The following is a 25949-nucleotide window of genomic DNA, read 5'->3' on the forward strand; positions in this document are numbered from 1 at the left end:
TCTTCGCCGAGGACCTCGCCCACTCGCGCAAGCTCGAGTACCGGCGCTGGAGCCGGCGCGGCATCATCGACCGCTTTCTCGAGCTGCTGACCGCCCCGCTCCGCGATCAGCTCTAGTGCCGTTCCAACTTGTTGATACTAAATCTGTCCACGAACGACGTACACGGTGCCTTCCTAGGCGCGAATAGTTGGAACGGCACTAGTGCCGTTCCAACTTGTTGATACTAAATCCGTCCACGAACGACGTACACGGTGCCTTCCTAGGCGCGAATAGTTGGAACGGCACTAGCCGAGCCGGGTCTGCCGGCTAATGGCGCGAGCTCGCTGCGGCCACTACTCGTCGTTTCGAGCGCCGGCGGAGCCGGCGCAATCCCCTTCCTGGGGGGCCTCGGAGGGGCCGTCGAGGCCCCCTCCGACTGAATTAGAGGCGGTCGCGTGAAGGGATGGCCAGGCGGTACAGCGCCAGCACGACGACGGCGCCCACCACCGCCATGATGAAGCCGGCGGCTTCGCCCTCACGATACAGGCCCATCACCCGGCCGAGCCAGCCGCCGAGCAGAGCCCCGACGACCCCGAGGACGATGGTCAGGATGATCCCTCCCGGGTCCCGGCCCGGCATGATCAACTTCGCCACGATGCCAACGACGAGGCCAAAGACGATCCACAGCAGAATGTCCATCGTGGACTCCTTTCAGGGCACAAGCATCCCCACACGATGGACGCCGCTGCACAGAAAATGCCAGGCAGGGGGTGCAAAATTTACTCGTCGCGCCGCTGCCACGCGGTGACGACGCGGGTGACCCCGAAGGCGGTGAGACCGACCAGCGGCACCGTGAGGACCCCGGGAAGAAGCGCTTCCTCGAAGGGCAGCGTCATCGCCGCCCGAAACGCCGCGACGCCCAGGACGTTACACACGACGAAGAACGCGATCCACGCCGAGATCCGCATCTGTCGCCGACCTCCGGAACCAGGATGGCAACACGCAGCCGGGGCATCCTACGCCATTCGCGCGGGGCTGAGAAGCCGAAAAACGCCGCGTCCGCGGTTGGCACGCACTTCGCTACGCGCATGGGCATGAGCCTCTGCGCCTCGTGTGGTCTGCAGCTGACGGGAGACGCCGCGCTCTGCCCGCACCACCACTGCGTCTACGGCGACGACTGGGCGGTGGCCAATCGCATCATGTGCGATTTCTTCCACCGGGGAAAGGTGCCGCCGCGTCTGGTGCCGAGCGAGCGCGACGACGACCTCTGGGCGCACGGCGCCGAAGCCGCCTGAGTCCTGCCGCCCTCACCCCGCCACCGCCGCGCGCGTCGTGGGCGCCACCGGCGCGTAGAAGGAGGACTCCCGCAGGCCCCGCGCACACTGCCGGGTGAACTCGATGAGGTGATGGCTCACGACGGCGGTGTGGATCACCTCCTCGATCCTCCCCGCGCGCAGCGCCGGCCACGCCATGCGCCAGAAGGTGCGGCGGTAGTCGCTGCGAATCCCGATCCGCCAGATCACCCGCCCCAGCACCCCCAGACCCATGAGCACGTTCCCCCAGCTGGCGCGCCGGGGGTTCCGGGGAAAGGCCAGGCGCCGAGAGAACGTATGGGCGACGTTGTAGGCGAACCGCCCGTAGATGGCCTCCGGCTCGTAGGCCGCCGTGATGCAGCGCAACCACATGTCGAGCACCGCCTCGTAGTGGAGCCTGAAGACGATGTTCGATTCACGGTCGCTCTCGGGCAAGATCCGACCCTCGGCCTCCAGCCGGCGCCACAGCGGCGTCTTGGGCAGCGCGTAGAGGATGTTGATGGTCAGCATCGGGATCTGCGAGGCGCGGACGAACTCGATGATGTGATCGGCCGTCTGCGGCGTGTCGGTGTCCAGGCCGATGATGATGCCGGAGACGACCTCCATGCCGTAGTCGTTGATCCGCCGCACCGCGTCCAGGATGGGCATGCGGAGATTCTGATCCTTGGACATGAACCGGAGCGCCTGGGGCTCCGGCGTCTCGATGCCGCAGAAGATGGTGACGAAGCCGGCCTCGCGCATCAGCGCCAGCACCTTCTCGTTCTTGGCGATGTTCAGCGTCGCCTCGCAGGCGAAGCGCAGCGGATAGCGGTTGCGCATCTGCCAGTCGACGAGCGGGGGCAGCAGCTCGAGGGCGGCCTTCTGGTTGCCGATGAAGTTGTCGTCCACGAAGTAGACGGACGTGGCGCCGCCGGACGCGATCTGGTCCAGCTCGGCCAGGACTTGGGCGGGCGTCTTGAGCCGGGGGTTGCGCCCGTAGAGCGCGGGAATGTCGCAGAACTCGCACGTGTACGGACAGCCGCTCGAGAACTGGATGTTGGCGATGAAGTATTGCCGGAGCTGGATCATGTGGTACGCCGGCGTCGGGAAGTCCACCAGCGGCAGCCGCTGGGACGTCTCGAAACGGAGCGGGGTCCGGGGCCGTTCCTGGTGGGTGTCGACCCATTCGATCACCCGGTCGGTGGCGTCACCCAACTCGCCGATGTGGAGGATGTCGGCGTCCGGGTAGTACTCGGGGCACCCGGAGACCGAGGGGCCGCCGAGCACGACCGGCTTGCCGGCGGCATGCGCCCGCTGGATGACGTCGGCGATGAAGGGGCGCTGGACGTGCATGCCGGAGACGAACACGGCGTCGGCCCAGCGGAAGTCGCGCTCGCGCGCGGGGGCGGCGTTCTCATCGACGAAGCGCACCTCCCAGGACGCGGGCAGGTAGTTGGCGATCACTAGGAGCCCCTGGGGCGGCATGAAGGCGCGCACGCGCGCGCCGAAGAGCGGATACGAGTACTGGAAGGTCCCGAACGATGGCGCGTACCGCGGGGACACGCAGAGAATCCGCCGGCGAGTCGCGGGAGCGTGGCGGGTGCGCATGACGATCCGGCCACAGCATAGCGCATTCGGACGCCGCCGCGCGCTGACTCTGAGGGGCCGCATGGGCAAACTCCTTCCCATCGGCTAGAATCCCCCGCATACCCGAGGAGGACCCCGCGCATGGAGCTTCGCGCCGTCAATGCCGTAGTGACCGGAGGCGCCTCCGGGCTCGGCCGCGCCACCGCCGCTCGACTCGTCGCCGCCGGGGGCCGGGTGGCGCTGCTCGACCTGCCGACCTCGCCGGGCGCGGACGTGGCGAAAGCGCTGGGCCCGGACGCCCTCTTCACGCCGGCGAACGTCACCAGCGGCGTCGAGGTCGGCGCCGCGCTCGACGTTCTCCGTGACCGGTTCGGCAGCCTCAACGTCCTCGTGAACTGCGCCGGCATCGGCACGGCCATGAAGACGCTCGGCAAGTCCGGACCCGCCCGGCTCGACGACTTCGCGCGGGTGATCCAGGTCAATCTGATTGGGACGTTCAACTGCATCCGCCTGGCGGCGGCGATCATGGCGAAGAACGCGCCCACCCCGGAGGGCGAGCGCGGCATCGTCATCAACACCGCCTCCGTGGCCGCCTTCGACGGCCAGGTCGGCCAGGCCGCCTACTCGGCCTCGAAGGGCGGAATCGTGGGCCTGACCCTGCCGGTGGCGCGCGACCTCGCCGAGCTGGGCATCCGCGTGGTGACGATCGCGCCCGGCATCTTCGACACGCCCCTGCTGGCAACGCTGCCGGAGCCGGTCCGTGCCTCGCTGGCCCGGCAGGTGCCGTTCCCGCAGCGGCTGGGCCAGCCCGACGAGTACGCGGCGCTGGCGCTTCACGTCATCGAGAACGTGATGCTGAACGGCGAGACGATCCGCCTCGACGGCGCGCTCCGGATGCAACCGCGCTGAGATGTTCTCATCGGGCGGCAGGGCATGAGCGGGTCCTGTCGGGGTCGCGCCCCCGCTCCGGCATCGCCGTCGGCGGCTTGCGTGGCGGGCGGAGCGAATCGGCGCGCTCTCCGCGGCGTGAATTCCTCCACGTCTGGCGCGAGGCGCCACGAGCTGCTGGCGGAGCGGAGGCACTCCCCCGCCACCCGCTGCTGCCCTGCCGCCGGATGAAAAGATCTCGCACGGTCTTCGAGGCGCGCTCGTCTCTGTTGGGGCGCATCCGGGTCATCGACCACGGCGCCGAGCGCCGCCTGATGGTCAGCGGGGAAACCCTGTCCGTGTACCCGCTGAACGGCGACTGGTCGCGCGTCCGCCGCGAGTACTGGTGGCACGCCGTCGCCGCGGTCGACCTGCCGCCCGCACCCGCGGTGCTGCTGGTGGGGCTGGGCGGCGGCACCCAGGTCCACGTGCTCGAGCAGCTGAGGCGCCCACGGCAGCTGACCATCATCGAGCGCGATCCGACGATCCTGCGCATCGCGCAGCGATGGTTCGGCCTCCAGGCGCGCGGCGGGATTGAGTTCCTCTGCGGCGACGCCGACGTGATCGCCCCCTGGCTCGCCCGGGCCCGGCGCCGCTTCGACTTCATCATGGAGGATGTCGGCTATGCGGACGACGTCGCGCGCTCCCTGCCGCTGGCGCGCGTCCTCGCCCGGCTCGTCTCCCCGCGCGGCGTCCTGGTGATCAACCGCCATCGCAGGGGTGACGCCCAGCGGCTGGCCGACACGCTGCGGGCGCTCTTCGCCGCGGTGTGGCTGCGTCGGGTGCGACGCGAGGCCGAGAACGTGCTGGTGTGCTGCGCCCGGCCGCGGCGATCCGACCCGTCCGGCCCCCCCGAGCGGTCCGGCCGGTCAGCGGCCCCCTAGACGCTTGTAGCGCAGCCGGTGGGGGCGGTCGGCCTCGGCGCCGAGCCGCTTCCGGCGGTCGGCGTCGTAGTCGGCGTAGTTGCCCTCGAACCAGACGACGCGGCCGTCGTCCTCGAAGGCCAGGACGTGGGTGGCGATGCGGTCGAGGAACCAGCGGTCGTGGCTGATCACGAGAACCGAGCCCGCGAAGTCGAGCAGCGCGTCCTCCAGCGCCCGCAGCGTGTCCACGTCGAGATCGTTGGTGGGCTCGTCGAGCAGGAGCACGTTGCCGCCGCTCGTGAGCACCTTGGCGAGGTGCAGGCGGTTGCGCTCGCCGCCGGAGAGGTCGCCGACGCGCTTCTGCTGGTCGGGCCCCCGGAAGTTGAAGGAGGCGACATAGGCGCGCGACGGCACGCGGCGGCCGCCCAGCACGAGCGCCTCCTCGCCCCCCGAGATCTCCCCCCAGACGGTCCGGGTCGGATCCAGGGTGTCGCGCGTCTGGTCGACGTGGGCCAGCCGGACCGTCTCGCCGATCCGGAGCGTGCCCGCCTCCGGCTTTTCCTGCCCGGTGATCATCCGGAACAACGTGGTCTTGCCGGCCCCGTTGGGTCCGATGATGCCCACGATCCCGCCGCGGGGCAGCTTGAACGAGAGGTCGTCGATCAGCACGCGGTCGCCGTACCCCTTGCTGACGTGGTCGGCCTCGACCACGACGTCGCCCAGCCGCGGGCCCGGAGGGATCGCGATCTCGAGCGCGGCCGCCCGCGTCTCGAACGGCTCGCTCAGCAGCGCCTCGTAGGCCTGCAGCCGCGCCTTGCTCTTGGCCTGCCGAGCGCGGGGCGCCATCCGCACCCACTCCAGCTCGCGCTCGAGCGTGCGCTGCCGCGCGAGGTCGGCCTTCTCCTCCTGCCCCAGGCGCTGGCCCTTCTGCTCGAGCCACGAGGAGTAATTGCCCTCCCAGGGAACGCCGTGGCCCCGGTCGAGCTCGAGGATCCAGCCCGCCACGTTATCGAGGAAATAGCGGTCGTGGGTGATGGCGACGACCGTGCCCGGGTACTCCTTGAGGTACCGCTCGAGCCAGGCGACCGACTCGGCGTCGAGGTGGTTGGTCGGCTCGTCCAGCAGCAGCATGTCGGGACGCTGGAGCAGCAGCCGGCAGAGGGCGACGCGGCGCCGCTCGCCGCCCGAGATCTTCGGAACCTCCATGTCGCCCGGCGGCACCCGCAGGGCGTCCATGGCGATCTCGACGGTGCGATCGAGGTCCCAGGCGTTCGACGCGTCGATCGAGTCTTGGAGGCGGGCCTGCTCGGCCAGGAGCTTTTCCATCTCGTCGGGCGGAAGCGCCTCGCCGAGCCTGGCGCTGATCGCCTCGAAGCGCGCGAGCAGCGCCCGCGTCTCGGCCACGCCCTCCTCGACGTTGCCCCGCACGTCTTTGGTGGGATCGAGCTGCGGCTCCTGGGGCAGGTAGCCGATGCGGAGGCCGTCGGCGGGGAAGGCTTCGCCCAGGAAGTCGTCGTCCACACCGGCCATGATCCGCAGCAGCGTGGACTTGCCGCTGCCGTTGGGGCCGATCACGCCGATCTTGGCGCCGTGGAAGAACGACAGCCAGATGCCGCGCAGGATCTCCCGCTTGGGGGGAACGACCTTGCGCAGGTCCTTCATCACGAAGGCGTATTCGCCCGCCATCTACGCCGCTCCCGTCATAGGCTCGCCTCGGACGGCGGGGCCCCAGCCCCGCGACGTCCTGCGGCTCGCACTCCCGTCAAGCGCCGGTGCTCTGGCATCATGCAGCGATCCTGCACCACCCGGATCCCGGCGCGGGCCAGCCGCTCGGCGGCCTCGTCGTTGCGGAGGCCGAGCTGGAACCACACCGCCGCCGGCCGCCAGGGCAGCGCCAGAATCTCCGCGGCGTGGCCCGGCAGGTACTGGGGCCGCCGGAAGATCTCGATGACGTCCGCCAGCTCGTCCAGATCCCCGAGCGTCGCCACGACGGGCACGTCGAAGAGGCGCCGACCGGTGATCGTCGGATTGACGGGCCGGATGCGGTACCCCTGCCGCGCGAGATAGGCCGGCACGTAATAGGCGGGCTCGCCGGCGCCCGCGTTGGCGCCCACCACGGCGATGGTCTTGGCCGCGCGCAGGATGGATCGCAGGTCGTCGTCGCCGGTGATCAGCTTCTCTCTCCAGCCGCCCATGGACAGGACGTTCTCACGCCCTCGCGACCGCCGCAAGGATCTGATCGCCGAGCACCTCCACGCGCCAGCGCCGCAGCCCGTCGACCCGCGCCAGCTCCGCGCGGTCGCGCGGCGCCGCCTCGGCGATGGGACGGATCAGACGGTTGGGCAGCAGCACGCCGGGGTCGAGCCCGAAGCGCGGAGCGGCCTCCGCGCGCCACCCGCGGAGGGCCTCGATCCGCCGGCGGACGCCGCCGGGCACCGACGGCGGACGAGGCGGGCGTGTCAGGACGGGCAACGCGTCGTCGGGCAGGGCCCGGGCGCGCGCGGTGGCGTCCAGGATCGCCTCGCCCCAGCGGGCGATCACGCGCGGCGTACAGCCGGGGAGGCCGCCGAGCGCGGCGACGTCGCCGGGGGCGGCCTGGGCGATGGCCACCAGCGTGGCGTCGGAAAGAATCTTGAACGGCGGCCGATCGGCGGCCAGGGCGAGCCGCTCCCGGGTCTCGTGGAGATTCTTCAAAATGGCGAGACCGCGCGGCGTCAGGTCGCGGGCACCCTTGAGCCAGGCGTAAGCCTCGGGGTCCGGCCTGCGCTCCGCCGGCGACTCCGCCGCCAGCGCGGCGCACTCTTCCTCCACCCAGGCGCGCCGTCCCAGTCGCTCCAGCTCCTGCACCAGGCGATCCTTGAGGGCGAGCAGGTGCTGGACGTCGGCGACCGCGTAGCGCTCCTGGGCCTCCGTGAGCGGCCGCAGCGACCAGTCGTCCTTTTGGCGCGAGGGTGGCAGCTCCACGCCCAGATACTCGCGCAGAAGCACGTCGAGGCCGAGGGCGCGGCCGCCCAGGAAGCGCGCCGCCAGCGAGGTGTCGAAGATCGCGCCGAAGACGAACCGGAAGCGGCGCTTGAGGTGGGCGAGGTCGTTGTCGCCCGCGTGCAGGACGACCAGGGGCGACGGCCCCGCGAAGAGCGGCGCCAGCGCGGACAGATCGGCGATCGCCAGCGGGTCGACCAGCCAGGCCTCCCCCGTGCGATCGCCGATCTGGATCAGGGCCAGACGCTCGGGGTAGTGGTGCAGGCTGTCGCCCTCGGTGTCGACAGCGATTTCGGACGACTCGCGCAGGCGTCGCGCGAGGCGCTCGAGGTCGGACCCCGTCCGGATCCAGAGTGGCGCGGCGGTCAGGTCTCTTGGGAAAGGACGGCCTGCTCGAGCCGCTGGAAGCGGCGCCGGAGCGGCTCCAGGCCTTCCTCGTGGGTGATGACGTAGAGCCGGTTCTCGCGGACGGCGGCGATCGCCATCGCGGCCACGGTCTCGGGCGCCAGCGTGCGCCCCATCAGGTCGACCGGCTCGGCGGCGCCCGGCGCCTCGTTGCGGAGGGCCGGCGGCCGGTTCCGCTCGCTGGCGCTGATCTGCGTCGCCACGCCCATGGGGCAGAGGACGGAGACGCCGATGCCGTAGGACCGGAGGTCCTTGGCCAGCGTCTCGGAGAGACCCACGACGGCATACTTGGAGGCGTTGTAGACGCCGAGGCCCTGGCTGGCGACCAGCCCCGCCATCGACGCGGTGTTGAGGATGTGGCCTCCCTCGCCCTGGGCGATCATACGAGGCAGGAACGCCTCGAGGCCGTGGATGACGCCCCAGAGGTTGACGGCGAGGACCCACTGCCAGTCACGGTGGGTCGCGGCCTCGAGACCGCCCCAGACGGCCACGCCCGCATTGTTGCAGAGGATGTGAACGCGCCCGAAGGCGCCCACGGCACGGTCGGCGAGCGCCTGCACCTGCGCGCGATCGCTGACGTCGGCGCGAACGGCGAGTGCTTGGCCGCCGCGCGAGCGGATCGCCTCCACGGTGGCGGCCATCCCACGCTCGTCGAGATCCGCGACGACGACCCTGACGCCCTCCCCCGCGAGGCCCGCAGCGAGCGCGCGGCCGATGCCGCTGGCGCCGCCGGTGACGACGCCGACCTTGCCCCTGAGCGGTTCGACCAGGATCCCTCCTCGCTCGTCCCGTCGTCCGAGCGCGGCTCAGTTCGCGCGGCGGGACGTGCCCTCCAGCAGGGGTCGGAGCACCGTCTCCAGGCGATCCATGTCCGCCGGCTTGCGCAGAAAGGCGATGAAGCCCGCCGCCTCGGCCCTGAGTAAGGTATCCGGGCTCATGTCGCCGGTCAACGCGACGATGGGCACGGCGGCGCCGGACGGCAGCTCGCGCAGTCGCTCGGCGAAATCGAACCCTCCCATGCCCCGCAGACGCAGGTCGAGCAGCACCACGCTGGGCCGGGTCCGCCGGGCCAGCTCGAGCCCGGTCTCGCCCGATTCCGTCATCACTACGCGCGCCTCGGGAAAGAGCGTGGTGAGGTACTCGCCGAGGGCGTGGCGGGTATCGGCGTCATCCTCGACGATGAGGATCGAGCGCATCACCTCTGAGTGTACTCCGCCACGCCAGCCCGCTGATGCGCTGCGTCAGCGACGGGGGCCGCGTGCCGAGGGCGGCATGGTAGGATGCGCCCGCCAGTCCGAGGGAGGTCATGTCGAAAGAGCTCGCGGTCGTCCACCACGCCGACCGGCGAACCGACGTGGTGATGCCCTACGCGCCGGGAATCATCGTCCGCCGCGGCCATCTCGTCTTCCTCTCCGGCGTCACCGCCGCGCCCGTCTATCACAGCCATCCGCACCGCGACGAGGAGTTCGATCTGCCGTCCACCATGAAGGAGCAGGCGAGCCTGACGATGGAAAATCTCAAGAAAACCCTGGAGGCGGCGGGGTGCACGCTGGCCGACCTCGTCGCCGCCACGCGTTACCTCACCGACGTCGCCGAGCAGGACGATCTCAACCGCGTGTGGGCGCAGTACCTGCGCGGCCACCTGCCGACCACGACGACCGTGGAAGTTTCGCGCCTGGCGACGCACGCGCGCTGCAAGCTCGAGATCAGCGCCATCGCCGTCACCGGCGGGCCCGGCCGGGCCCGTCGAGGGACGCGCGCGGCGGCGCGGGCCGAGGCGGCCCGGCCGCCGCGTCGAGGGCCCCGACGCTGATGGCGACGCTGGGATTCGTGGGGCTGGGCGCCATGGGCAGCCGACTGGCCCGGCGCCTGATGGCCGCCGGCCACCAGGTGGTCGGCTACAACCGCACGCCCGAGAAGGCGCGTGATCTGGTGGCGGCCGGCCTGCGCCTGGAGAAGTCGCCACGCGCCGTCACCGAGGCATCGGAGGCCGTCTTCAGCATGGTGACCGACAACGCCGCGCTGCGCGCGGTCGCCCTCGGCAGCGAGGGCATCGTGGCCGGGCTCAAGCCCGGCGGTGTCTTCGTCGAGATGAGCACCGTGAGCCCGGCCGTCGTGCGCGAGATCGGCGAGGCGGTGGCCGCCCGCGGGGCGGCGATGCTCGACGCGCCGGTGTCCGGCAGCACCATCACCGTCGAGCAGGGGCAGGCCTCGATCCAGGTCGGCGGCGACGCCCGCGCCCTCGAGCGGGTGCGCCCGTACCTCGCCGCCATGGGCCCGGGCGGGATCACCCTGGTCGGGCCCCTCGGCCTCGCCAAGACCATGAAGATCGCGACCAACCTGGGCCTGGCCGTGCAGATGCTGGCCTTCAGCGAAGCGGTTCTGCTCGCTGAGAAGTCCGGCATCGCCCGCGAGACGGCGGTGGAGGCGCTGATGAAATCGGTGGTCGCCTCGCCGATGGTCAAGTACCGCGGGCCGTTCGTGCTGGGCCAGATGCCGACCGACGCCTGGTTCAACGTCGCCATGATCCAGAAGGATCTGCAGCTGGCGCTCGACCAGGGCCGGGCGGTGGGCGTGCCGCTGCCGACGACCGCGCTGACGCAGGAGTGGCTGACGATGGCCCGAGGGCTCGGCCTGGGCGGCTATGATTTCGCGATCGTCTTCGACGTACTGGCCAGTCTCAGCGGTGCCAGCCCGAGCCGGAAGCCGAATCGGTAAGCCGGCTGCATTCTCGCGGTAAGGAGGCCGACCATGAGGGCACCGGCGCCGCCACCTGGGCGCGCGCCGCCGACCCCGTGGGCGGGCTGCGGGCCGACGCAGCCTTCGACGTGGAGGGCTTCAAGCACGTCCTGGCGATCCGCGCGGAAACCGAGGGGCAGTGGGGCGGCCAGCCGCCGGCTCCCGAGAAGTACGTCGATCTCTCGTACGATCAACGCGCCCTCAGAACGCTGGGGCGCTGAGAGCGGATCACCCGAACCCTAGCGCTGGTACTTCGCCGGCGCCCGGCGCGGCGGGAAGATCACCGGCCGCGACATCCGCCCCACCGGGACCTCGACGAGGACCGGCCGGTCGAGGGCGACCGCCTGCCGGACGAGATCGCCGACTTCCGCGGGCGTGTTCGTGCGCATGCCCACCGCGCCGAAGGCCTCGGCGAACTTCATGAAGTCGGGATTCGTGAGATCGGAGGCATAGCTGCCGCCCCACGCCTCGTCGAGATCCCGGGCGACGTTGCCGTAGGCGCTGTCGTTGAACACCACGACCACGATGGCGATGCGGTAATGCACGGCGGTGGCCAGCTCCTGGGCGTTGTAGAGGAACCCTCCGTCGCCGCAGATCGCGATCAGGGGCCGGGCGGGGCAGGCCACCTTGGCGCCCAGGGCCGTCGGGAACGCGAAGCCGAGGTTGCCCGAGTACGATGACGTCAGGTAGGTCCGCGGCCGGTAGACGGGCCAGAAGGGGCGCGAGTAGTAACCGATCTGCGTCATGTCGGCGACGACGATCGCGTCCTGGGGCGTCCCCGCCCGGAGCGATCTGAGAATCGAGGCCTGCGGCTCCTGGGTCGCCAGCGCCGCTACCTTCACCCGCAGAGCCTCGCGCTCCGCCTTGCGCGACGGGCGCGGGGGCCCCGAGGCCCGTAGACGCTCGAGCAGCACCTCGAGCGTCGCGCGCGCGTCGCCGACCAAGCCGAAGGTCTTGGAGTGGTTGCGCCCGATCTCCTCGGGGTCGATGTCGATCTGGATCACCGGCTGCTCGGGACGGGGCGCGGCCAACGCCAGGCGGGTGCCGACGGCCAGGATCACGTCGGCCGACTCGAAGTGCTGCCGGAGGGGATTCTGCGGCCACAGGCCGGCGCCGAGGGACAGATCGCTGTCGTCGCTCACCGCCCCCTTGCCCTCCGGCGTCTGGAGGACGCCGGCCTGGAGGTACTCCGCCACCGCCGCCAGGACCTCGTGCGCGCCCGCGGCGTGCACGCCCCCGCCCGCGTAGATCACGGGACGGGCCGCCTCCAGCAGCCTCGTGGCCGCCCGCTCCACATCGGCGCGGGCGGCGGCGGGCCTGGCGGCGATGCTCGGGGCCACGAGCTCGACCTCGTCCTCGGTCTCCAGCGTCTCCGGGGACATCTCGATCTCCACCGGCCGCGGGCGTCCGGTCCGGAGCTGCTCGATCGCTTCGTGGACGGAAGCTGGAACGTGGGCGACCTCCAGCACGCGGCGGCGCCACTTGGTGACAGGCGCGATACAGTCGAGCTGGTCCTGGACCTCGTGCAGCACGCCGACGTTCCGGCCCAGGGACGCCTTCGGGATCTGCCCGGCGATCATCAGCACCGGTGACGACGCGGCATAGGCGGTGCTGAGGCCGGCGCTGGCGTTGAGGAGGCCGGGCCCGGGAACCACCAGCCCCACGCCGAGGGAGCCGCTCGCGCGCGCGTAGCCGTCGGCCATGTAGCTGGTGGCCTGCTCGTGGCGGGTGGTGATGAGCCGGATCCCCGGCTCGTCCCGAAGCGCGGCAAGGGCGCCGTAGAGCTGGACACCGGGAACGCCGAACACGACGCGCACCCCTTCCCGATAGAGCTGCTTGGCGAGCGCCTCTCCCCCGGTCATCCGCGCCATCGTCGCTCTCCCCGGTTTCCCCGTGTTGTGTCAGCTCAGTGGGAGGGGGCCTCGACGGCCCCCTCCGAGATTCATAGTCAGAGGAGGCCTCACGGCCCCCTCCGAACCATGTTGCGCCGGCGAAGCCGGCGCTCGAAACGGCGAGCAGTGGTCGCAGTGAGCTCGCGCCATTCGCCGACAGCCTGTTACCGCGGCGTGAGGATGGCCCGGCCGGCGGCCGTGTCCACCGTCAGCGTGAAGTAGTCGAGCACGTCGCGGCCGAGCAGGCCGTCCACCCCGGCGACCCCGACGTTGTGGACGATGATCGCCAGCGGCCCTACGCGGGCGCCGACCACGTCGAGCCGCGGGATCGTCACCTCGCGCGCCGCCGCGCGCCCCGTGGCGCCGACGATCTCCACGACGCGGCCGCTCTCGGCGTCGACGCCGGCGCGCGCGACGGCGGCGGGCGACAGCACCGTGCGGTCGGCGCCCGTGTCGAGCACGAGCGTCAGCGGCGTGCCGTTGAGATGGACGGCCGCCGTGATCGCGCCGCCCGGCATGAACGAAAGCACCGTGGACCCCACGGCCGGACGCGGCGCCTCCGGACGCGACTGGGGGCTGCCGATGTCACGCGCGGTGGCGCGATGGTCGGGCGGGATGGTCGCGGGATCGTTCGTGTAGCGCGTGATCCCCTCGCCGTCCGTCCACCGATAGAGCTGCGCCCCCGCGCCGCCCGGCGCCGCCAGCGCCGCCACCACGAGCACCAGTATGGCCGTGGTGCGAGCGGCAGCTTGGCCGTAACGTCCTTCGACCTTCATCCGAGATCGGGCTCGACCCGGAGGCCGTCGTTGAACCGGTTGGTGAAATTGGCGGCGCAGATCACCAGCGTCAGCTCGACGATCTGGTCCTCGCTGAAGTGCTGGCGCAGCTCCTGCAGCGTGCCGTCCCGGACGGCGGCCGCCCCACGAGTCAGCCGGTCGGCGTAGAGGATGACCGCCTTCTCCCGGTCGTCGAACAACGGGCTGCGCTCGTAGAACGTCAACGCCCGGATCTGCTCCTCCGTCACGCCCACCCGCTTCGACGAAGCGGTGTGCGCCCGGGTTCAGTACTCGCAGCCGTTGACCATCGAGACCTTCAGGTAGGCGAACTCCTTCAGCTTGGGCTCGACCGTCCCCTGGGTGACGACGGCCCCGTAGAAGGGCAGGAAGTTCTTCAGCACGTCCGGCCGGTGGGCCATCACGCCGAAGATGTTCGGCACGCGGCCGAAGCGCTTGGTCAAGTCCTCGTAGATCGGCTTGACGTCTCCACTGGCCTTGTCTTTCGGAACGGGATTCACCACGGCCATATGACCCTCCTTGTCGGGCGCTTCGTCACTCGTCCACCGGCATCGTGACCGGCTCGCCGGCGCCGTAGAAGTAGGCTCCCCGCCCGGCGGCGGCGCCGACCACCGCGATGTCGTAGCAGGCGGGGTCCTCGACGACCGGCAGCGGCAAGTCCGGATGATCGTGCAGCCACCCGAGCTCCGGATGCGCCACCGCCATCGCCTTGGGCTCCTTGTTGAGCATGAGCGTCGCGAATGGCAGGCGCGCCGCGCGGTGCAGCGCCTCCTGGATCTGGCCCCGCCCCCAGCCGGCCTTGGCGAAGATCTGGGCGTGCTCGGGACAGATGAACAGCGTGTTGTGCTCCTTCTCCTCCGTCTTGTAGCGGGGGTCGGCGCGGCGGCCGATGAGCCAGAGGCCCGTCCCCACCTGGGCCACGTTGGTGGCGGCGGTGGCGAAGACCTGGACGAGCCGCTCGGGGGTCGTCGACTGGAAGTCGTGCAGCTCGCACATGCCGTAGACGAAGTGCACCGTGACCGCGCTGGCCTCCTTGGCGAAGCCCCGGGTGACGTGGTAGGGCTCCCAGGGGCTCTCCTTCTCGTTCTCGGCGCAGCAGAGACTGTACTTGAGCGGGGAGCCGATGGTGTCCATGTCGCTGACGCCGACGTACGTGTGGCCGACGTTCATCATCGTGAGCCGCACGGCGCGGCCGAGTACCGTGTTGCTGGCCGAGGGCGCCCCCGGTCCCAGTGCGCACATCCCCGAGTTGAGCCCGGCGTAACGCCCCTGGGGACCGTTGACGAGGACGAGCGGGGCGTGAGGCCCCGTCGACATCGCCTTGTTGCGGATGTACATCTTGGGCTCGGCCAGACACCGCACGGCGGCGATGAGGAGCGGCAGGTGCTCGGGGCCGGCGCCGGCCATCACGGCGTTGATGGCGAGCTTCTCGACGGTGGCGATGCCGAAGCCGGGCTCGAGCGTGGCGATCTGCTCACCGGGGGCGCGCTTTGTCCCCTTCAGCATCGCGGCGACAGCGCGCTCGGTCGGCGCCACCAGCGGAAAGCCATCCGACCACCCGCGCGTGCGGAAGTCGCGGTTCATCGCCTCCCACGCGGCCAGGGCGTCCTCGCCGTCGTACGCGAGGCGCTCGTCGAGCGCCGGGCGATCGACGGCCCCGGACTCGGGCACCGGCCGGGTGAGCCCCGCGATCACCTGCTCGAAGGCCGCCTCCACCATCTGGTGCACGGCCTCGGGCTTCTGGTTGGTGAACGGCCGCGGCACCACGGCCAGCGGCAGACCGGGCAGGCCGAGGCTGGCAGCGGTGCGCTCGGCGTCGTGCACGAATGTCTGCGCGGTGAAGATGACGGTGGGAATGCCCCGCCGCTCCAGCTCGACCATGTCGTGGGCCCCCCACGACGTGCAGGACCCTCAGTCGTTGGTGGTGCCGACGACGGCGTGCACCTCCGAGGCGATGCGGTCGGCGTCCTCGGCCGTGCAGTGGCGCATGAGCCAGCCGACGGAGCCGGTGTAGCGCTTGAACTTGACGCCGGGGAACTTCTCGCGGAGGAGCTGCTCGGTCCGGTCGAGGGCGAAGTCGCCGCCCGCCTTGATGTTCCAGTAGAGGCCGAGCGTCACGCCGCTCCAGTCCCGCAGGCGCGGCGCCGGCTTGACCGAGAATTCGACTGTCTTGGCCACGGGATTGAGGATCTCGAGCCGTGCCATGAGTCCCTCCTACAGGATGACCTTCTTGGCGCGCAGGGCGGCGATCTCGGCCGCCGAGTAGCCGTACTCGGCGAGCACGGCGTCGGTATGCTCGCCGCGCAGCGGGGCCGGCGCGCGAACCCCCGGCTGCATCCGCGAGAACTTGACGGGCGTGCCCACGACCGGGATCTCGCCGAGCTTCGGATGCACGATCCGTTCGATGATCCCCCGGGCGGCCGTCTGGGGGTCGGTCATCACCTGGTCCACCGTATTGACGGGAGTGGCGGGCACGCCGGCCTCCTCGAGGATCTTCAGCAGCGGCTCCCGCTCGTGACCGGCGATGGCCTCCTCCAGCGCCGCCTCCAGCTCCTGGCGGTGCCTGACGCGCTCGATGTTCGTGGCGAAGCGCGCGTCCGCCGCCAGATCGGGCCGCCCGAGCGCGGGCGCCAACCGTTGCCAGAACCGGTCGTTGGCGCCGGCGATGAAGATCCACTGCCCGTCCTGGCAACGGAAGTTGCGGTAGGGGGAGAGCGACGGGTGCGAGGAGCCGAGCGCCTGGGGAATGGCCCCGGTGAGGAGATAGCCCTCCGCGTGGTAGTTGAGCAGGCTCACCGCCGTCTCCAGCAGCGAGCCGTCCACGCGCTGGCCGAGCCCGCTCTTGGCCCGGGCCAGCAGGGCGTTCACGATGCCGAAAGCGCACAGGATGCCGGTGGTGAGGTCGAGGAAGGACACACCGCAGCGCACGGGCGGCCCGTCGGGCTCGCCGGTGATCGACATGATGCCGCTGAACGCCTGCATCAGCGCCTCGTAGCCGGCGCCGTCGGCGCGGGGGCCGGTGCGCCCGAAGGCCGAGATGGAGCAGTAGATCAGCCGGGGGTTGGCCGCGGCCAGCGTGTCGTAGCCCAGGCCGAACGACTCCATGGTGCCCGTACGGAAGTTCTCGATGAGGACGTCCGCCCGCGCGACGAGCCGCCCGAAGACGTCCACGCCCTCCCGAGCCTTGAGATCGAGCGCGATGTCGCGCTTGTTGCGGTTGATGACGAGGTAGGCCGCCGACTCGCCGTCCTTGTGCGGTGGCCAGGTGCGCGACTCGTCGCCGGCGCCGGTGTCCTCGATCTTGATGACGTCGGCGCCCAGGTCGGCCAGCAGCATGGCGCAGAAGGGGCCGGCCAGGACGCGGGAGAGATCGAGCACGCGAACGCCGTCGAGCGCGAGGGCCGGGCGTGTCATGTGCGTTACTATAACCTCCATGAACCGCCTCCGCGAGGCGCTGACCCGGCGCATTCTGGTCCTGGATGGGGCGATGGGCACCATGCTCCAGGCCCGGAGCCTGACCGCGGCGGACTTCGGGGGCGCGCAGTACGAGGGCTGCAACGAGCACCTGAACCTCACCCGCCCCGACGTCATCCGGGCGATTCACGCCGCCTATCTGGACGCCGGCGCCGAGATCGTCTCCACGAACACCTTCGGCTGCGCGCCCTACGTGCTGGGCGAGTACGGCCTGGCCGAGCGCGCCGGGGAGATCGCGCGCGCCGGCGCCCGGCTGGCGCGGGAGGCGGCCGGCGACCGCTTCGTGGTGGGCGCCCTGGGGCCGTCCACGCGCTCCATCTCGGTCACGCGCAACGTCACCTTCGACGAGGTGTACCAGGCCTACGCCCTGCAGGCCCGGGCCCTGATCGACGGCGGCGTGGACGCGCTGCTGCTCGAGACCCAGCAGGACACGCTCAACGTCAAGGCGGCGGCGGTCGGTATCCGCCGGGCCCTGCGGGAGACGGGTGCGGAGCTGCCCCTGATGGTCAGCGCCACCATCGAGCCCATGGGCACGATGCTGGCCGGCCAGGGTGTGGAGGCTCTCTACATCGCCCTCCAGCACCTGGGCCTGGTCTCGATCGGCTTGAACTGTGCGACGGGTCCGGAGTTCATGACCGATCATCTGCGCACCCTCGCCCAGATCGCCACCTGCTTCGTCTCGGTCTACCCGAACGCCGGGCTGCCCGACGAGCGCGGGCAGTACGGCGAGACGCCCGAGAGCCTGGCCTTCAAGATGCGACGCTTCGTCGACGAGGGCTGGGTGAACATCGTCGGGGGCTGCTGCGGCACCAGGCCCGACCACATCCGGGTCCTGGCCGCCCTGGTACGCGGCCGCCCGCCGCGCGTCCCCGCCGCCGCCGAGCCGCTGGCGGTGAGCGGCATCGAAGTGCTCTATCCCACGGACGACAACCGCCCCATCTTCGTCGGCGAGCGGACGAACGTCATCGGCTCCCGGCGCTTCAAGGAGCTGGTGGTGGCCGAGCAGTTCGAGGAGGCGGCCGAGATCGGCCGCGCCCAGGTGCGGGGCGGAGCCCAGGTGCTCGACATCTGTCTGGCCAATCCCGACCGCGACGAGGCCGCCGACATCGACCGCTTCATGGCCCACATCGCCCGCAAGGTGAAGGTGCCGCTGATGATCGACTCCACCGATCCGGCGGTGATCGAGCTGGCCCTCCGCTACTGCCAGGGCAAGGCCATCGTCAACTCGATCAACCTGGAGGACGGCGAGGAGCGGTTCGAGAAGGTCTGCCCCCTGCTCAAGACGTACGGCGCCGCGGCGATCGTGGGCTGCATCGACGAGGACAAGCAGCAGGGCATGGCGGTGACGCGGGCCCGCAAGCTCGCCATCGCCGAGCGCTCCCGCGCCCTGCTCACCGGGAGGCACGGGATCCCAGCCGGCGACCTGATCTTCGATCCCCTGGTCTTCCCGGTGGGCACCGGCGATCAGAACTACGTCGGGTCGGCCGTCGAGACGATCGAAGGCGTCCGCCTGATCAAGCAGCGCTTCCCGGAGGGCAAGACGATCCTGGGCATCTCCAACGTCTCGTTCGGGCTGCCCCCGGCGGGCCGCGAGGTGCTCAACGCGGTGTTCCTCTACCACTGTACGAAGGCGGGCCTCGACTACGCCATTGTCAACACCGAGCGGCTCGAGCGCTACCCGTCGATCCCCGAGGAGGAGCGCCGGCTGGCCGAGGACCTCATCTTCGGGCGGGGCCAGGACCCGGTGGCTGCGTTCGCCGCGCACTTCCGGGGCAAGACGAAGGTCGCGCCCGTCAAGAGCTCGCTGTCTCTCGACGAGAGGCTGGCGCGCTACATCGTGGAGGGCAGTCGCGACGGGCTCATCGAGGACCTCGACGAGAAGCTCACGGCGGCCTCGCCGCTCGAGATCATCAACGGGCCGCTGATGCGCGGCATGGACGAGGTCGGTCGCCTCTTCAACGACAACCAGCTCATCGTGGCCGAGGTGCTCCAGTCGGCGGAGGCGATGAAGGTGGCGGTCGCCCACCTCGAGCCCTTCATGGAGAAGACCGAGTCGGCCACGCGGGGAACGTTCATCCTCGCCACCGTCAAGGGCGACGTGCACGACATCGGCAAGAACCTGGTGGAGATCATCCTCGGGAACAACGGCTACCGCGTGATCAACCTGGGCATCAAGGTGCCGCCCGAGGTGCTCATCGCCGCCTGCCACGAGCACAAGCCCGACGCCATCGGCCTCAGTGGACTCCTGGTCAAATCGGCCCAACAGATGGTCGTTACGGCCCAGGATTTTCGAGCGGCCGGCATCGACATCCCATTATTCGTCGGCGGCGCCGCGCTCACCAAGAAGTTCACGGCGACGCGGATCGCCCCCGAGCACGCCGGCGTGACGATCTACGCCAAGGACGCGATGGAGGGGCTGGAGCTCGCCAATCGCCTGTTCACCGCGACGACGCGCGACGCCCTCCTCGAGCGTGTGCGCGCCGAGCAGGCGGCGCTGGCGGCCGGCGATGGCGGCCAGACGCGCGCCACGCCGGCCCCGGCGCCGGGGCCGGCGCGCTCGGGCCTCGCGCGCGTTCCGGTTCCCCCGCCGCCGGATCTGGAGCCGCACGTCCTGCGCGACGTGCCGCTCACCCACATCTATCCCTATCTGAACCTCCAGATGCTCTACGGCAAGCACCTGGGCCTGCGCGGGCTGGTGACGCGCCTGCTCGCCGAGGGCGACGCCAAGGCCCGCGAGCTGCACGAGGTCGTCGAGCAGCTCAAGGGCGAGGCCGTGAGCAACGGGCTGCTGGGGGCCCAGGGGATCTATCGATGGTTCCGGGCCCGGGCCACCGGCGAGACCGTCGTGCTCTTCGATGCCGCCGGCGCCGAGCTGGCGCGCTTCACCTTCCCCCGGCAACCGGCTGGCGAGCGGCTGTGCCTGGCCGACTACGTCCGCGACGACACCGACGACTGCGTGGCGCTCTTCGCCGTCACCTGCGGGGCCGGCGTCCGGGAGCGGGCGCAGGCGCTCAAGGAACGCGGAGAATATCTGCAGTCCCACGCGCTGCAGGCGCTGGCCATCGAGTGCGCCGAGGCCTTCGCCGAGATGCTGCATTCGCGGCTGCGCACGCTGTGGGGCTTCCCCGATCCGCCCGATCTGCCGATCAGCGAGAAGCTCAAAGCGCGCTACCGCGGCATCCGGGTGTCGTTCGGTTATCCAGCCTGCCCCAACCTCGCCGATCAGGCGACCCTCTGGCGCCTCCTCCGACCCGAGCAGATCGGCGTCATGCTGACGGACGGCTTCATGATGGATCCCGAGGCCTCCGTCTCCGCGCTGGTCATCCACCACCCCGCGGCGAAGTACTTCAAGGCCGACTGACGAGGCGCGTCACGAGGCACGGGCGTCGGCCTCACGCCGGGCGGATGCGGTCCTCCGGCACCTCGACGCGCTTGACGCCCTTGAAGCTAAAGAGCAGCTCGACGCGGTAGATGGAGGGATCGGTGGAGACGTGCTCGAGGATCGTCCCCAGCGCCTCCTGCACGTTTTGGCTGAAGAGGACGCCCTGAATTTTCAGGTTGGCGAGGTTGACCTTGACCCGCTGGTTCGGCGCGAACATCGTCCCTCGCGGACGATTATACGCGCGGGACGATGACGCTAGAACGAGGCCTGGGCGACCACCGGCATCGTGTCGAGCACCGATAGCGGGATGGTGACGTGGGTCAGACAGACGTAACAGTAGAAGTCGGCCTCGAGGAGGGCGCGCACGCCCTGCAACGAGAGCGGGCGCCCACAGCGGGCGTGGCAGACGGTGTCGTCCGGTCGGCGGAAGACGGAGACAATCCTCGGCGCGGGTTCCCGGTCCACGTTGTTCCCGTTCATCCCTCGACGCCGGGCGTGACGCTTCGCGCGCTCGCTCGTGGTGCAGTTCATCATGACACCCTCCGCTCCCTGAAGTAGCAAGAAGAGGTCCAGCGGCGATGTGCTGAAGTTCCAGCCACTTGGCGCCCCGCAGGCTGGTCGCCTTTGACAAATTGTGTCAGCCAGGCGCGTAGGTCTGGGAGAGCCGGCCCGGTCCCTCGTGGCGCGTCGGAGCCGCCACCGCTCGAGCGCGGGCTTTGCCCGCGCAGCCGTTCCTGGGGGGAGGCATCGGAAGGGGGGCGAAGCCCCCCTCCGAGGATCTAGTGGTGGCAGGTGATGCAGTCGAGCGGGGCCTGCGTGCCCCGGGCGGCGTTCTGCTCGCGGTGGCATTGCACGCACCAGCCCATCGTCAGCGGCGGGGGCGCGGGCTTGAGACCGACGAGATTCATCAGGTCGTTGGCGAGCGTGCGACCGGTCTCGGCGCCGACCACGCGCATCCGCTCGATCGGGCCGTGACATGTCTGGCAGGCGAGCCCGGCGCGCACGTGCGCCTTGTGCGGGAAATACGTGAACTCGGGGACCTTGAAGACGCGCACCCAGGGGATCGGCTCCCCGCGACGCCAGTAATCGTGGATCTTGGCGATCTCGGGGTTGTCCTGCGCGCCGATGATCTTGTGGCAGCCCATGCAGCGCTCGACGGAGGGCAGTCCCGCGTAATCCGAGCGCCGCGCGTCGGCGTGGCAGTACTGGCAGGCGATCTGGAACGAGCCGGCGTGGATGAGGTGGCTGAAGAAGATGGGCTGCGCCGGCGCGTTGGGCGCGCTGACCGGCGGCCGGGCCATCTCCGGCCGAAACGGCGGCCGAGCGAGCCCGCGGAGGTAGGCGATGACCTGGCGCGCTTGGGCCTCGCTCAGATGGCCTCGAAACGGCGGCATGCCCGGCGACAGTCCCTCGGCCGGTCCGCCGTCGAGGATGACGTTCAGGTGGAACTCGTCCGGCAGCGTATTCATCAGGCGGCCGTCGGTGAGATCAGCGGGCTTGGTGGCGAACCCCGCCGCCGAGACGCCGTCGCCGCGCCCGCTCTGGCCGTGGCACACGGCACAGTACTGAACGTAGAGCGCCTGCCCCGCCTTGACGTCACGCTCGGCGGGCGGCGCCGCGGACACGCGGGACAGGACGACCCAGGAAAGGACGAGCGGGACAAGAGCGAGCGCACTCGCGCACCAGCGAACCACGACGGCACCCTCCGGACTGCGGCTACTCGTTGATCATCAGTTCCCGGCGCCTGAGGTAGAAGTGCCGCACGGAGCTGTACAGATCGACCGTCGTCTCTTCGACGCCCTGGAAGAGCTCGTAGTTGAGCGCGCGCTCGTTGAGGATGTCCCCCGCCTTCATTCCCAGTCCCTCCCAGAAGAACGGTACGAAGTACGAGAGGGGATCGAGGAAGGTATCCACGCCCCGGCCGACCCCGTCGCGCACGGTCATCGGCGGCAGAAACGGCAGCACGAGGAAGGGGCCGGCCCCGGCGCCCCACAGGCCCAACGTCTGCCCGAAGTCCTCCTTGCTGGGCCGGATGCCCCAGTAGTCCTTGGCGGGGTCGAAGAGACCGCCGATACCGGCCGTGCTGTTGATGAGGAAACGCGCGACCTCGCGGCCGGCGCCGCCGAACTTGCCCTGGAGCAGGCTGTTGACGAAGCGGGGCACCCAGCGGATGTTGTCGAACCCGTTGGCGATGATGATCTGGAACGGCTCGGGCATGATCTTCCGGTACACGTTCGCGGCCGGCTTGAGGACGTAGCGATCCACCCGGAGATTGAACTCGAACATCTTGTCGTTGAACGGCTCCCAGGGATCGTAGGCTTCGGTTTCAGCGTCCTCCTGGGTGTCGGGCTTCGCGGGCGTGGTGGCCTGGGCGACCGTCGAGGGCGCGGGCTCCTCCCCGCTCTTCCCCGCGAAGTTCGAGGGCTCGTCGGCGGCGGCCGCCGGCAAGGACTCGGAAGGCGCCGGCGTGGTGGCGGCGCGCGCCTCGACCCGGAGCGCCTTCGAGAGACTGCCGCAACCGCCCAGCAGGAGGCCGACGGCGGCGAGGAGAGCCACGGCCCCGCATCCGCGACCGATGCCGCTCAACAGAGGACGCACAACGGGCCCTCCCGATGACCACCGCATCGACTCCGGCGTGGCGACAGGATATAGCGGAGCCGGAGGCGTGTCGACCGAAATCCCGCCGCGCGATCGAGCGCGGCCCACGAGCGACGTTGTGCGCGCGCCGCGAATGACGTATGGTGGTGGCAACCGTATGGCTCGAGGCAAGGCGCGAGAGTTCCATTGCGAGGTCGTCTCGGAGAAGGTCCTCATCCGCCTCCGCCGGTGGGGAGGCTTCGGGCGAGCCCCCGGGTACTTCGTGCAGTGCAACCAGACCGACTGCCAGTACGTCGACGAGAACAAGCCGCCCTGCCCGCTCCACATCGGCATGTTCGCCGACGAGATCCGCGAGGCCGAGCGCGAGCGCGCCGCCCGCCGCGAGGACGGCGTCTAGGGCTCAGCGGCCCGGGGGCGGGCGAAGGACGACGATGGTGAGCGCGCCGAGGTAGGTCCGAGCGACCCGCAGGAGATCCTCGGCGGTCACGGCCTGGACGACGCGGCGGTAGCGCTCGGGGAAATCCTGGCCGACCCCCTCCACCTCGTAGAACGCCATGTACCACGCCAGTCGTGCGCTGGTGCGGCGGTCCATCCCATAGTTGCCGAGCAGATAGCCCTTGGCGCGGCGCAGCTCGCCGGCGCTCACCGGCTGCGCGCGGACGCGCTCGATCTCGGCCCGCAGCGCCGCCTCGGCGCGGTCCGCGTTCTGGGGGGCCGTGCCCAGGTAAAGGACCAGCGCGCCAGGCTCGCGGACGGGATCGTAGAAGGCGCTGGCGGTGTAGGCGAGCGCCTGCTTGTCGCGCAGCTCGGTGAAGAGCCGTCCGGCCATCCCGCCGCCCAGCACGGTAGCCAGCACCTTCACCGCCGCGTGATCGCGATGCCCCAGCGAGGGCGCCAGACTGCCGGCGAGGATCTGGGCCTGCTGCGCCGCCTGCTCAACGACGACCCGGCGGGCGGCGGCCACCGGCGAAGGATGGGACGGCTCGTCGACGGCGCCGCCGCGCGGCCGCCCGCCGAAGAGCCGCCGCGCCTCGGCCAGCACCTCGTCCGCCCCCACCTGGCCGCTGACCGCGAGGACCATCCGCTCCGGGCGATAGAAGGCCCGGTAGAAGGCGACGAGGGCGGCGTGGTCGATGCGCGCCAGCGACGCCGGCGTGCCCAGCGCGGGCAGGCCGTAGGGGTGGGCGCCGTACAGGGTGGAGTAGAAGACGTTGAACGCGTGCGCCGAGGGGCTGTCGCGCTGGCGCTGGATGCGCGACAGGAGCCAGTCGCGCTCGATCCGCACCTCGTCGGACGCGAGCTTCGGCTCCAGCGCCAGCTCCGCTACCAGCATCAGCAGCTCCCGCCAGAAGCGCGCCAGCCCGGTGGCGCTGATCCCCGAGTAGTCGACGTCGCCCGCTGCGCTGATCTTGCCCCCCAGCGCGGCGATCGCCTCCGCCAGCTCGGCGCCGCTCCGCTTGGCCGTGCCCTTGACCATGACGGCGTGGACGAAGTTCGAGATCCCGGCGGTGTCGGCGGACTCCCAACGGACGCCCATCCTCACGAGGAGAGACACGGCCACCACGGGGGCCAGCGGGTTCTCGCGGACGAGCACCGTCAACCCGTTGTCGAGCCGCTCGCGCAGCGGCGCCTCGGCCGCCGGGGCCGCGCCGGGCCAGGCCAGCGCGCAGAGGACCAGGGCCAGGACGGCGCCGCCGCCACGCGCGCTCACCGCGCGCCTGCCCTCGGCACGAACCGGACCCGCGCATAGTTGTCGGCGCCGAAGTACTTGCGGGCCACCGCCTGGATCTCGGCGGCCGTCACCTGCCGGAGCCGCGAGAGATACGCCAGCTCGTTGTCCAGCGTCCACGTCGTCTCGGCCTGGCCGTACGTCTTGGCCACGCCCTCGGCGGTCTCGATGTCGAAGGCGTAAATGGACTCGGCGGTGACGATCGCGCGCTGGCGCTCCGCCTCGGTGACGCCTTCGGCGCGGACTCTCCGCAGCGTCTCGAGAACGGACGCCTCGGCCCGGTCCAGGTTGGCCGGGTCGAGGCGCGCGATGACCGTGACCAGACCCGCCTTCTCCCAGGCGCCGTACCCCGCCTCGATGGCGAAGACGAGCCGCTCCCGCTCGCGCAGCGCCTGGCTGAGCCGCGAGCTGGGCCCCTCGCCCAGGATGTAGGTGAGGAGATCCACCGCGTAGACGTCGGGCTCGTTGGTCGGCGCCACGCGCCAGGCGAGCCCGAGATACGCCTGCTGCTCGGCCCGCGGCACGTCGAGCCGGCGGCGGGTCTCGAGCACGGGCGGGGGGGGGCTGGCGGGCCGGGGCGAACCGCCGGCGGTCAAGCGGCCGAAGGTGGCCTGGGCGACCCCGCGCATCTCGTCGGGCCGGACGGCGCCCACGACGACGAGCGTCATGTTGGCGGGCGCGTAGTACTTCTTGTAGTAGGCGCGGAGGCGCGCGCGCGTGAGTCCGCCGATCAGCTCCGGGGTGCCCAGGATCGGGCGGCCGTAGGGGTGCGGCGTGTAGGCCAGCTCGTAGAGACGTCGAAGCATGTAGCGGTCGGGATTGTCCTCGGTGAGCCGCATCTCCTCGAACACCACCTTGCGCTCGGCGTCGAGCTCCTCCTGCTCGAAGCTCGCGTTCACGGCGATGTCCACGAGCAGTTCGACGCCCTCGGCCAAGTGCTGGGCCGGCAGCACGACGTCGTAATGCGTGTAGTCGTAGGTGGTGAACGCGTTGCTCTGGCCGCCCAGCCCCTCGATGAAGGCGTCGATCGACCCCGGCGGGCGCGTGGGCGTGCCCTTGAAGAGCATGTGCTCCAGGTAATGCGAGAGGCCCAGCTCGTCGCCCGACTCGTCGCGCCCGCCCACCCGCACCCAGAGCTGGAGCGCCACCACGTCGCTGGCCCGATGCTCCTGCGTGATGAGCACCACCCCGTTCGGCAGCACCTCCCGGCTCGGGCCGGGGGCGCCCGCCGACGGCGCGCCGGCACTCAGCGCGCAGCCGCCCAGGCCGACGACCGCCGCCGCGACCAGCAGGCTGCGCCGCACGC

Annotated in this window: 29 protein-coding genes; 8 read left to right on the plus strand and 21 right to left on the minus strand. The window is 70.8% G+C overall.

Translation table 11 applies throughout. The annotated features are described in order from the left end of the window. Positions 1 to 420: 420 nt before the first annotated feature. Together VGV13_00320 and VGV13_00325 are read right to left on the minus strand one after the other, a co-directional pair. Complete coding sequence (locus tag VGV13_00320) at positions 421 to 678, minus strand: GlsB/YeaQ/YmgE family stress response membrane protein (GenBank protein HEV8639525.1); 258 nt, start codon at positions 676 to 678, stop codon at positions 421 to 423. A gap of 80 nt (positions 679 to 758) precedes the next feature. Beyond that, positions 759 to 947: a hypothetical protein gene (locus tag VGV13_00325; GenBank protein ID HEV8639526.1), complete on the minus strand. Its 189-nt coding sequence runs from the start codon at positions 945 to 947 to the stop codon at positions 759 to 761. 126 nt (positions 948 to 1073) lie between these two features. Here VGV13_00325 and VGV13_00330 point away from each other — a divergent pair, with 126 nt between their 5' ends. Further along, positions 1074 to 1274, plus strand: a complete 201-nt coding sequence (locus VGV13_00330) for a hypothetical protein (GenBank protein ID HEV8639527.1) — start codon at positions 1074 to 1076, stop codon at positions 1272 to 1274. Positions 1275 to 1286: 12 nt separating this feature from the next. On the opposite strand, the gene VGV13_00335 is transcribed toward VGV13_00330, so the two are convergent. Then, entirely contained in the window at positions 1287 to 2879 is a 1593-nt protein-coding gene (locus tag VGV13_00335; protein HEV8639528.1) for a DUF4070 domain-containing protein, read from the minus strand. Between the two features lie 120 nt (positions 2880 to 2999). Here VGV13_00335 and VGV13_00340 point away from each other — a divergent pair, with 120 nt between their 5' ends. Together VGV13_00340 and VGV13_00345 are read left to right on the plus strand one after the other, a co-directional pair. Further along, positions 3000 to 3767 (plus strand): 3-hydroxyacyl-CoA dehydrogenase, encoded by a 768-nt coding sequence (locus tag VGV13_00340; protein ID HEV8639529.1) that lies wholly within the window; start codon positions 3000 to 3002, stop codon positions 3765 to 3767. 206 nt (positions 3768 to 3973) lie between these two features. After that, a complete protein-coding gene (locus VGV13_00345) occupies positions 3974 to 4669 on the plus strand; it encodes a class I SAM-dependent methyltransferase (protein HEV8639530.1) in 696 nt (231 codons plus the stop codon). On the opposite strand, the gene ettA is transcribed toward VGV13_00345, so the two are convergent. From ettA to VGV13_00370, 5 genes are read right to left on the minus strand one after another with little or no spacing between them, the layout of a single operon-like run. Beyond that, positions 4655 to 6334, minus strand: coding sequence for an energy-dependent translational throttle protein EttA (ettA, locus tag VGV13_00350; protein HEV8639531.1), 1680 nt, complete (start codon positions 6332 to 6334; stop codon positions 4655 to 4657). The two genes, VGV13_00345 and ettA, sit on opposite strands and share 15 nt — an antisense overlap. 14 nt (positions 6335 to 6348) lie before the next feature. Beyond that, the gene (locus VGV13_00355; GenBank protein HEV8639532.1) at positions 6349 to 6843 is read right to left on the minus strand and encodes a CoA-binding protein; all 495 of its coding nucleotides are present in this window, start codon (positions 6841 to 6843) and stop codon (positions 6349 to 6351) included. A 13-nt stretch (positions 6844 to 6856) separates the two neighbouring features. After that, positions 6857 to 7999 (minus strand): HRDC domain-containing protein, encoded by a 1143-nt coding sequence (locus tag VGV13_00360; GenBank protein ID HEV8639533.1) that lies wholly within the window; start codon positions 7997 to 7999, stop codon positions 6857 to 6859. Next, positions 7996 to 8808, minus strand: a complete 813-nt coding sequence (locus VGV13_00365; protein HEV8639534.1) for an SDR family NAD(P)-dependent oxidoreductase — start codon at positions 8806 to 8808, stop codon at positions 7996 to 7998. Before VGV13_00365 ends, VGV13_00360 begins: the two co-directional genes overlap by 4 nt. Positions 8809 to 8841: 33 nt before the next feature. Next, positions 8842 to 9231, minus strand: a complete 390-nt coding sequence (locus VGV13_00370) for a response regulator (GenBank protein HEV8639535.1) — start codon at positions 9229 to 9231, stop codon at positions 8842 to 8844. Positions 9232 to 9341: 110 nt separating this feature from the next. Here VGV13_00370 and VGV13_00375 point away from each other — a divergent pair, with 110 nt between their 5' ends. From VGV13_00375 to VGV13_00385, 3 genes are all read left to right on the plus strand, one after another. Continuing rightward, complete coding sequence (locus tag VGV13_00375) at positions 9342 to 9848, plus strand: RidA family protein (GenBank protein HEV8639536.1); 507 nt, start codon at positions 9342 to 9344, stop codon at positions 9846 to 9848. Continuing rightward, entirely contained in the window at positions 9848 to 10753 is a 906-nt protein-coding gene (locus tag VGV13_00380) for an NAD(P)-dependent oxidoreductase (protein HEV8639537.1), read from the plus strand. The genes VGV13_00375 and VGV13_00380 overlap by 1 nt, the downstream gene beginning before the upstream one ends. A 77-nt stretch (positions 10754 to 10830) precedes the next feature. Beyond that, on the plus strand, positions 10831 to 10995 hold the full coding sequence (locus tag VGV13_00385; protein HEV8639538.1) for a hypothetical protein: 165 nt from the start codon (positions 10831 to 10833) through the stop codon (positions 10993 to 10995). Positions 10996 to 11013: 18 nt separating this feature from the next. Here VGV13_00385 and VGV13_00390 read toward each other — a convergent pair whose 3' ends face one another. The 7 genes from VGV13_00390 to VGV13_00420 all read right to left on the minus strand — a co-directional run bounded on the left by VGV13_00390 (position 11014) and on the right by VGV13_00420 (position 16874). Continuing rightward, positions 11014 to 12645 (minus strand): thiamine pyrophosphate-dependent enzyme, encoded by a 1632-nt coding sequence (locus tag VGV13_00390; protein HEV8639539.1) that lies wholly within the window; start codon positions 12643 to 12645, stop codon positions 11014 to 11016. Between the two features lie 185 nt (positions 12646 to 12830). Then, the gene (locus tag VGV13_00395; GenBank protein HEV8639540.1) at positions 12831 to 13442 is read right to left on the minus strand and encodes a retropepsin-like aspartic protease; all 612 of its coding nucleotides are present in this window, start codon (positions 13440 to 13442) and stop codon (positions 12831 to 12833) included. Beyond that, positions 13439 to 13690, minus strand: coding sequence for a hypothetical protein (locus VGV13_00400; GenBank protein ID HEV8639541.1), 252 nt, complete (start codon positions 13688 to 13690; stop codon positions 13439 to 13441). Before VGV13_00400 ends, VGV13_00395 begins: the two co-directional genes overlap by 4 nt. A gap of 36 nt (positions 13691 to 13726) precedes the next feature. Continuing rightward, positions 13727 to 13969, minus strand: coding sequence for a carboxymuconolactone decarboxylase family protein (locus VGV13_00405; protein ID HEV8639542.1), 243 nt, complete (start codon positions 13967 to 13969; stop codon positions 13727 to 13729). 25 nt (positions 13970 to 13994) lie between these two features. After that, on the minus strand, positions 13995 to 15341 hold the full coding sequence (locus tag VGV13_00410; GenBank protein HEV8639543.1) for a hypothetical protein: 1347 nt from the start codon (positions 15339 to 15341) through the stop codon (positions 13995 to 13997). Positions 15342 to 15371: 30 nt separating this feature from the next. Continuing rightward, the gene (locus tag VGV13_00415) at positions 15372 to 15665 is read right to left on the minus strand and encodes a hypothetical protein (protein ID HEV8639544.1); all 294 of its coding nucleotides are present in this window, start codon (positions 15663 to 15665) and stop codon (positions 15372 to 15374) included. A 9-nt stretch (positions 15666 to 15674) separates the two neighbouring features. Continuing rightward, positions 15675 to 16874 (minus strand): CaiB/BaiF CoA-transferase family protein, encoded by a 1200-nt coding sequence (locus VGV13_00420; GenBank protein ID HEV8639545.1) that lies wholly within the window; start codon positions 16872 to 16874, stop codon positions 15675 to 15677. Between the two features lie 19 nt (positions 16875 to 16893). On the opposite strand from VGV13_00420, the gene metH reads away from it, so the two are divergent. Beyond that, positions 16894 to 20295, plus strand: coding sequence for a methionine synthase (metH, locus tag VGV13_00425; protein HEV8639546.1), 3402 nt, complete (start codon positions 16894 to 16896; stop codon positions 20293 to 20295). Positions 20296 to 20326: 31 nt separating this feature from the next. On the opposite strand, the gene VGV13_00430 is transcribed toward metH, so the two are convergent. From VGV13_00430 to VGV13_00445, 4 genes are all read right to left on the minus strand, one after another. Beyond that, a complete protein-coding gene (locus VGV13_00430; GenBank protein ID HEV8639547.1) occupies positions 20327 to 20533 on the minus strand; it encodes a hypothetical protein in 207 nt (68 codons plus the stop codon). 38 nt (positions 20534 to 20571) lie between these two features. Beyond that, complete coding sequence (locus tag VGV13_00435; protein HEV8639548.1) at positions 20572 to 20850, minus strand: hypothetical protein; 279 nt, start codon at positions 20848 to 20850, stop codon at positions 20572 to 20574. Positions 20851 to 21095: 245 nt separating this feature from the next. Further along, complete coding sequence (locus VGV13_00440) at positions 21096 to 22010, minus strand: c-type cytochrome (protein ID HEV8639549.1); 915 nt, start codon at positions 22008 to 22010, stop codon at positions 21096 to 21098. A 22-nt stretch (positions 22011 to 22032) separates the two neighbouring features. Then, entirely contained in the window at positions 22033 to 22872 is an 840-nt protein-coding gene (locus tag VGV13_00445; protein ID HEV8639550.1) for a VacJ family lipoprotein, read from the minus strand. A gap of 199 nt (positions 22873 to 23071) precedes the next feature. On the opposite strand from VGV13_00445, the gene VGV13_00450 reads away from it, so the two are divergent. Beyond that, positions 23072 to 23311 carry a hypothetical protein gene (locus tag VGV13_00450; GenBank protein ID HEV8639551.1) on the plus strand — a complete coding sequence of 80 codons (240 nt, stop codon included), beginning with the start codon at positions 23072 to 23074 and terminating at the stop codon, positions 23309 to 23311. A gap of 3 nt (positions 23312 to 23314) precedes the next feature. On the opposite strand, the gene VGV13_00455 is transcribed toward VGV13_00450, so the two are convergent. Together VGV13_00455 and VGV13_00460 are read right to left on the minus strand one after the other, a co-directional pair. Beyond that, a complete protein-coding gene (locus VGV13_00455) occupies positions 23315 to 24625 on the minus strand; it encodes a pitrilysin family protein (GenBank protein ID HEV8639552.1) in 1311 nt (436 codons plus the stop codon). Next, positions 24622 to 25947, minus strand: coding sequence for a pitrilysin family protein (locus tag VGV13_00460; GenBank protein HEV8639553.1), 1326 nt, complete (start codon positions 25945 to 25947; stop codon positions 24622 to 24624). Before VGV13_00460 ends, VGV13_00455 begins: the two co-directional genes overlap by 4 nt. Between the last annotated feature and the right edge of the window lie 2 nt (positions 25948 to 25949).

The organism is Candidatus Methylomirabilota bacterium, from assembly GCA_036001065.1.
Taxonomy (GTDB): Bacteria; Methylomirabilota; Methylomirabilia; order Rokubacteriales; family CSP1-6; genus MNEF01.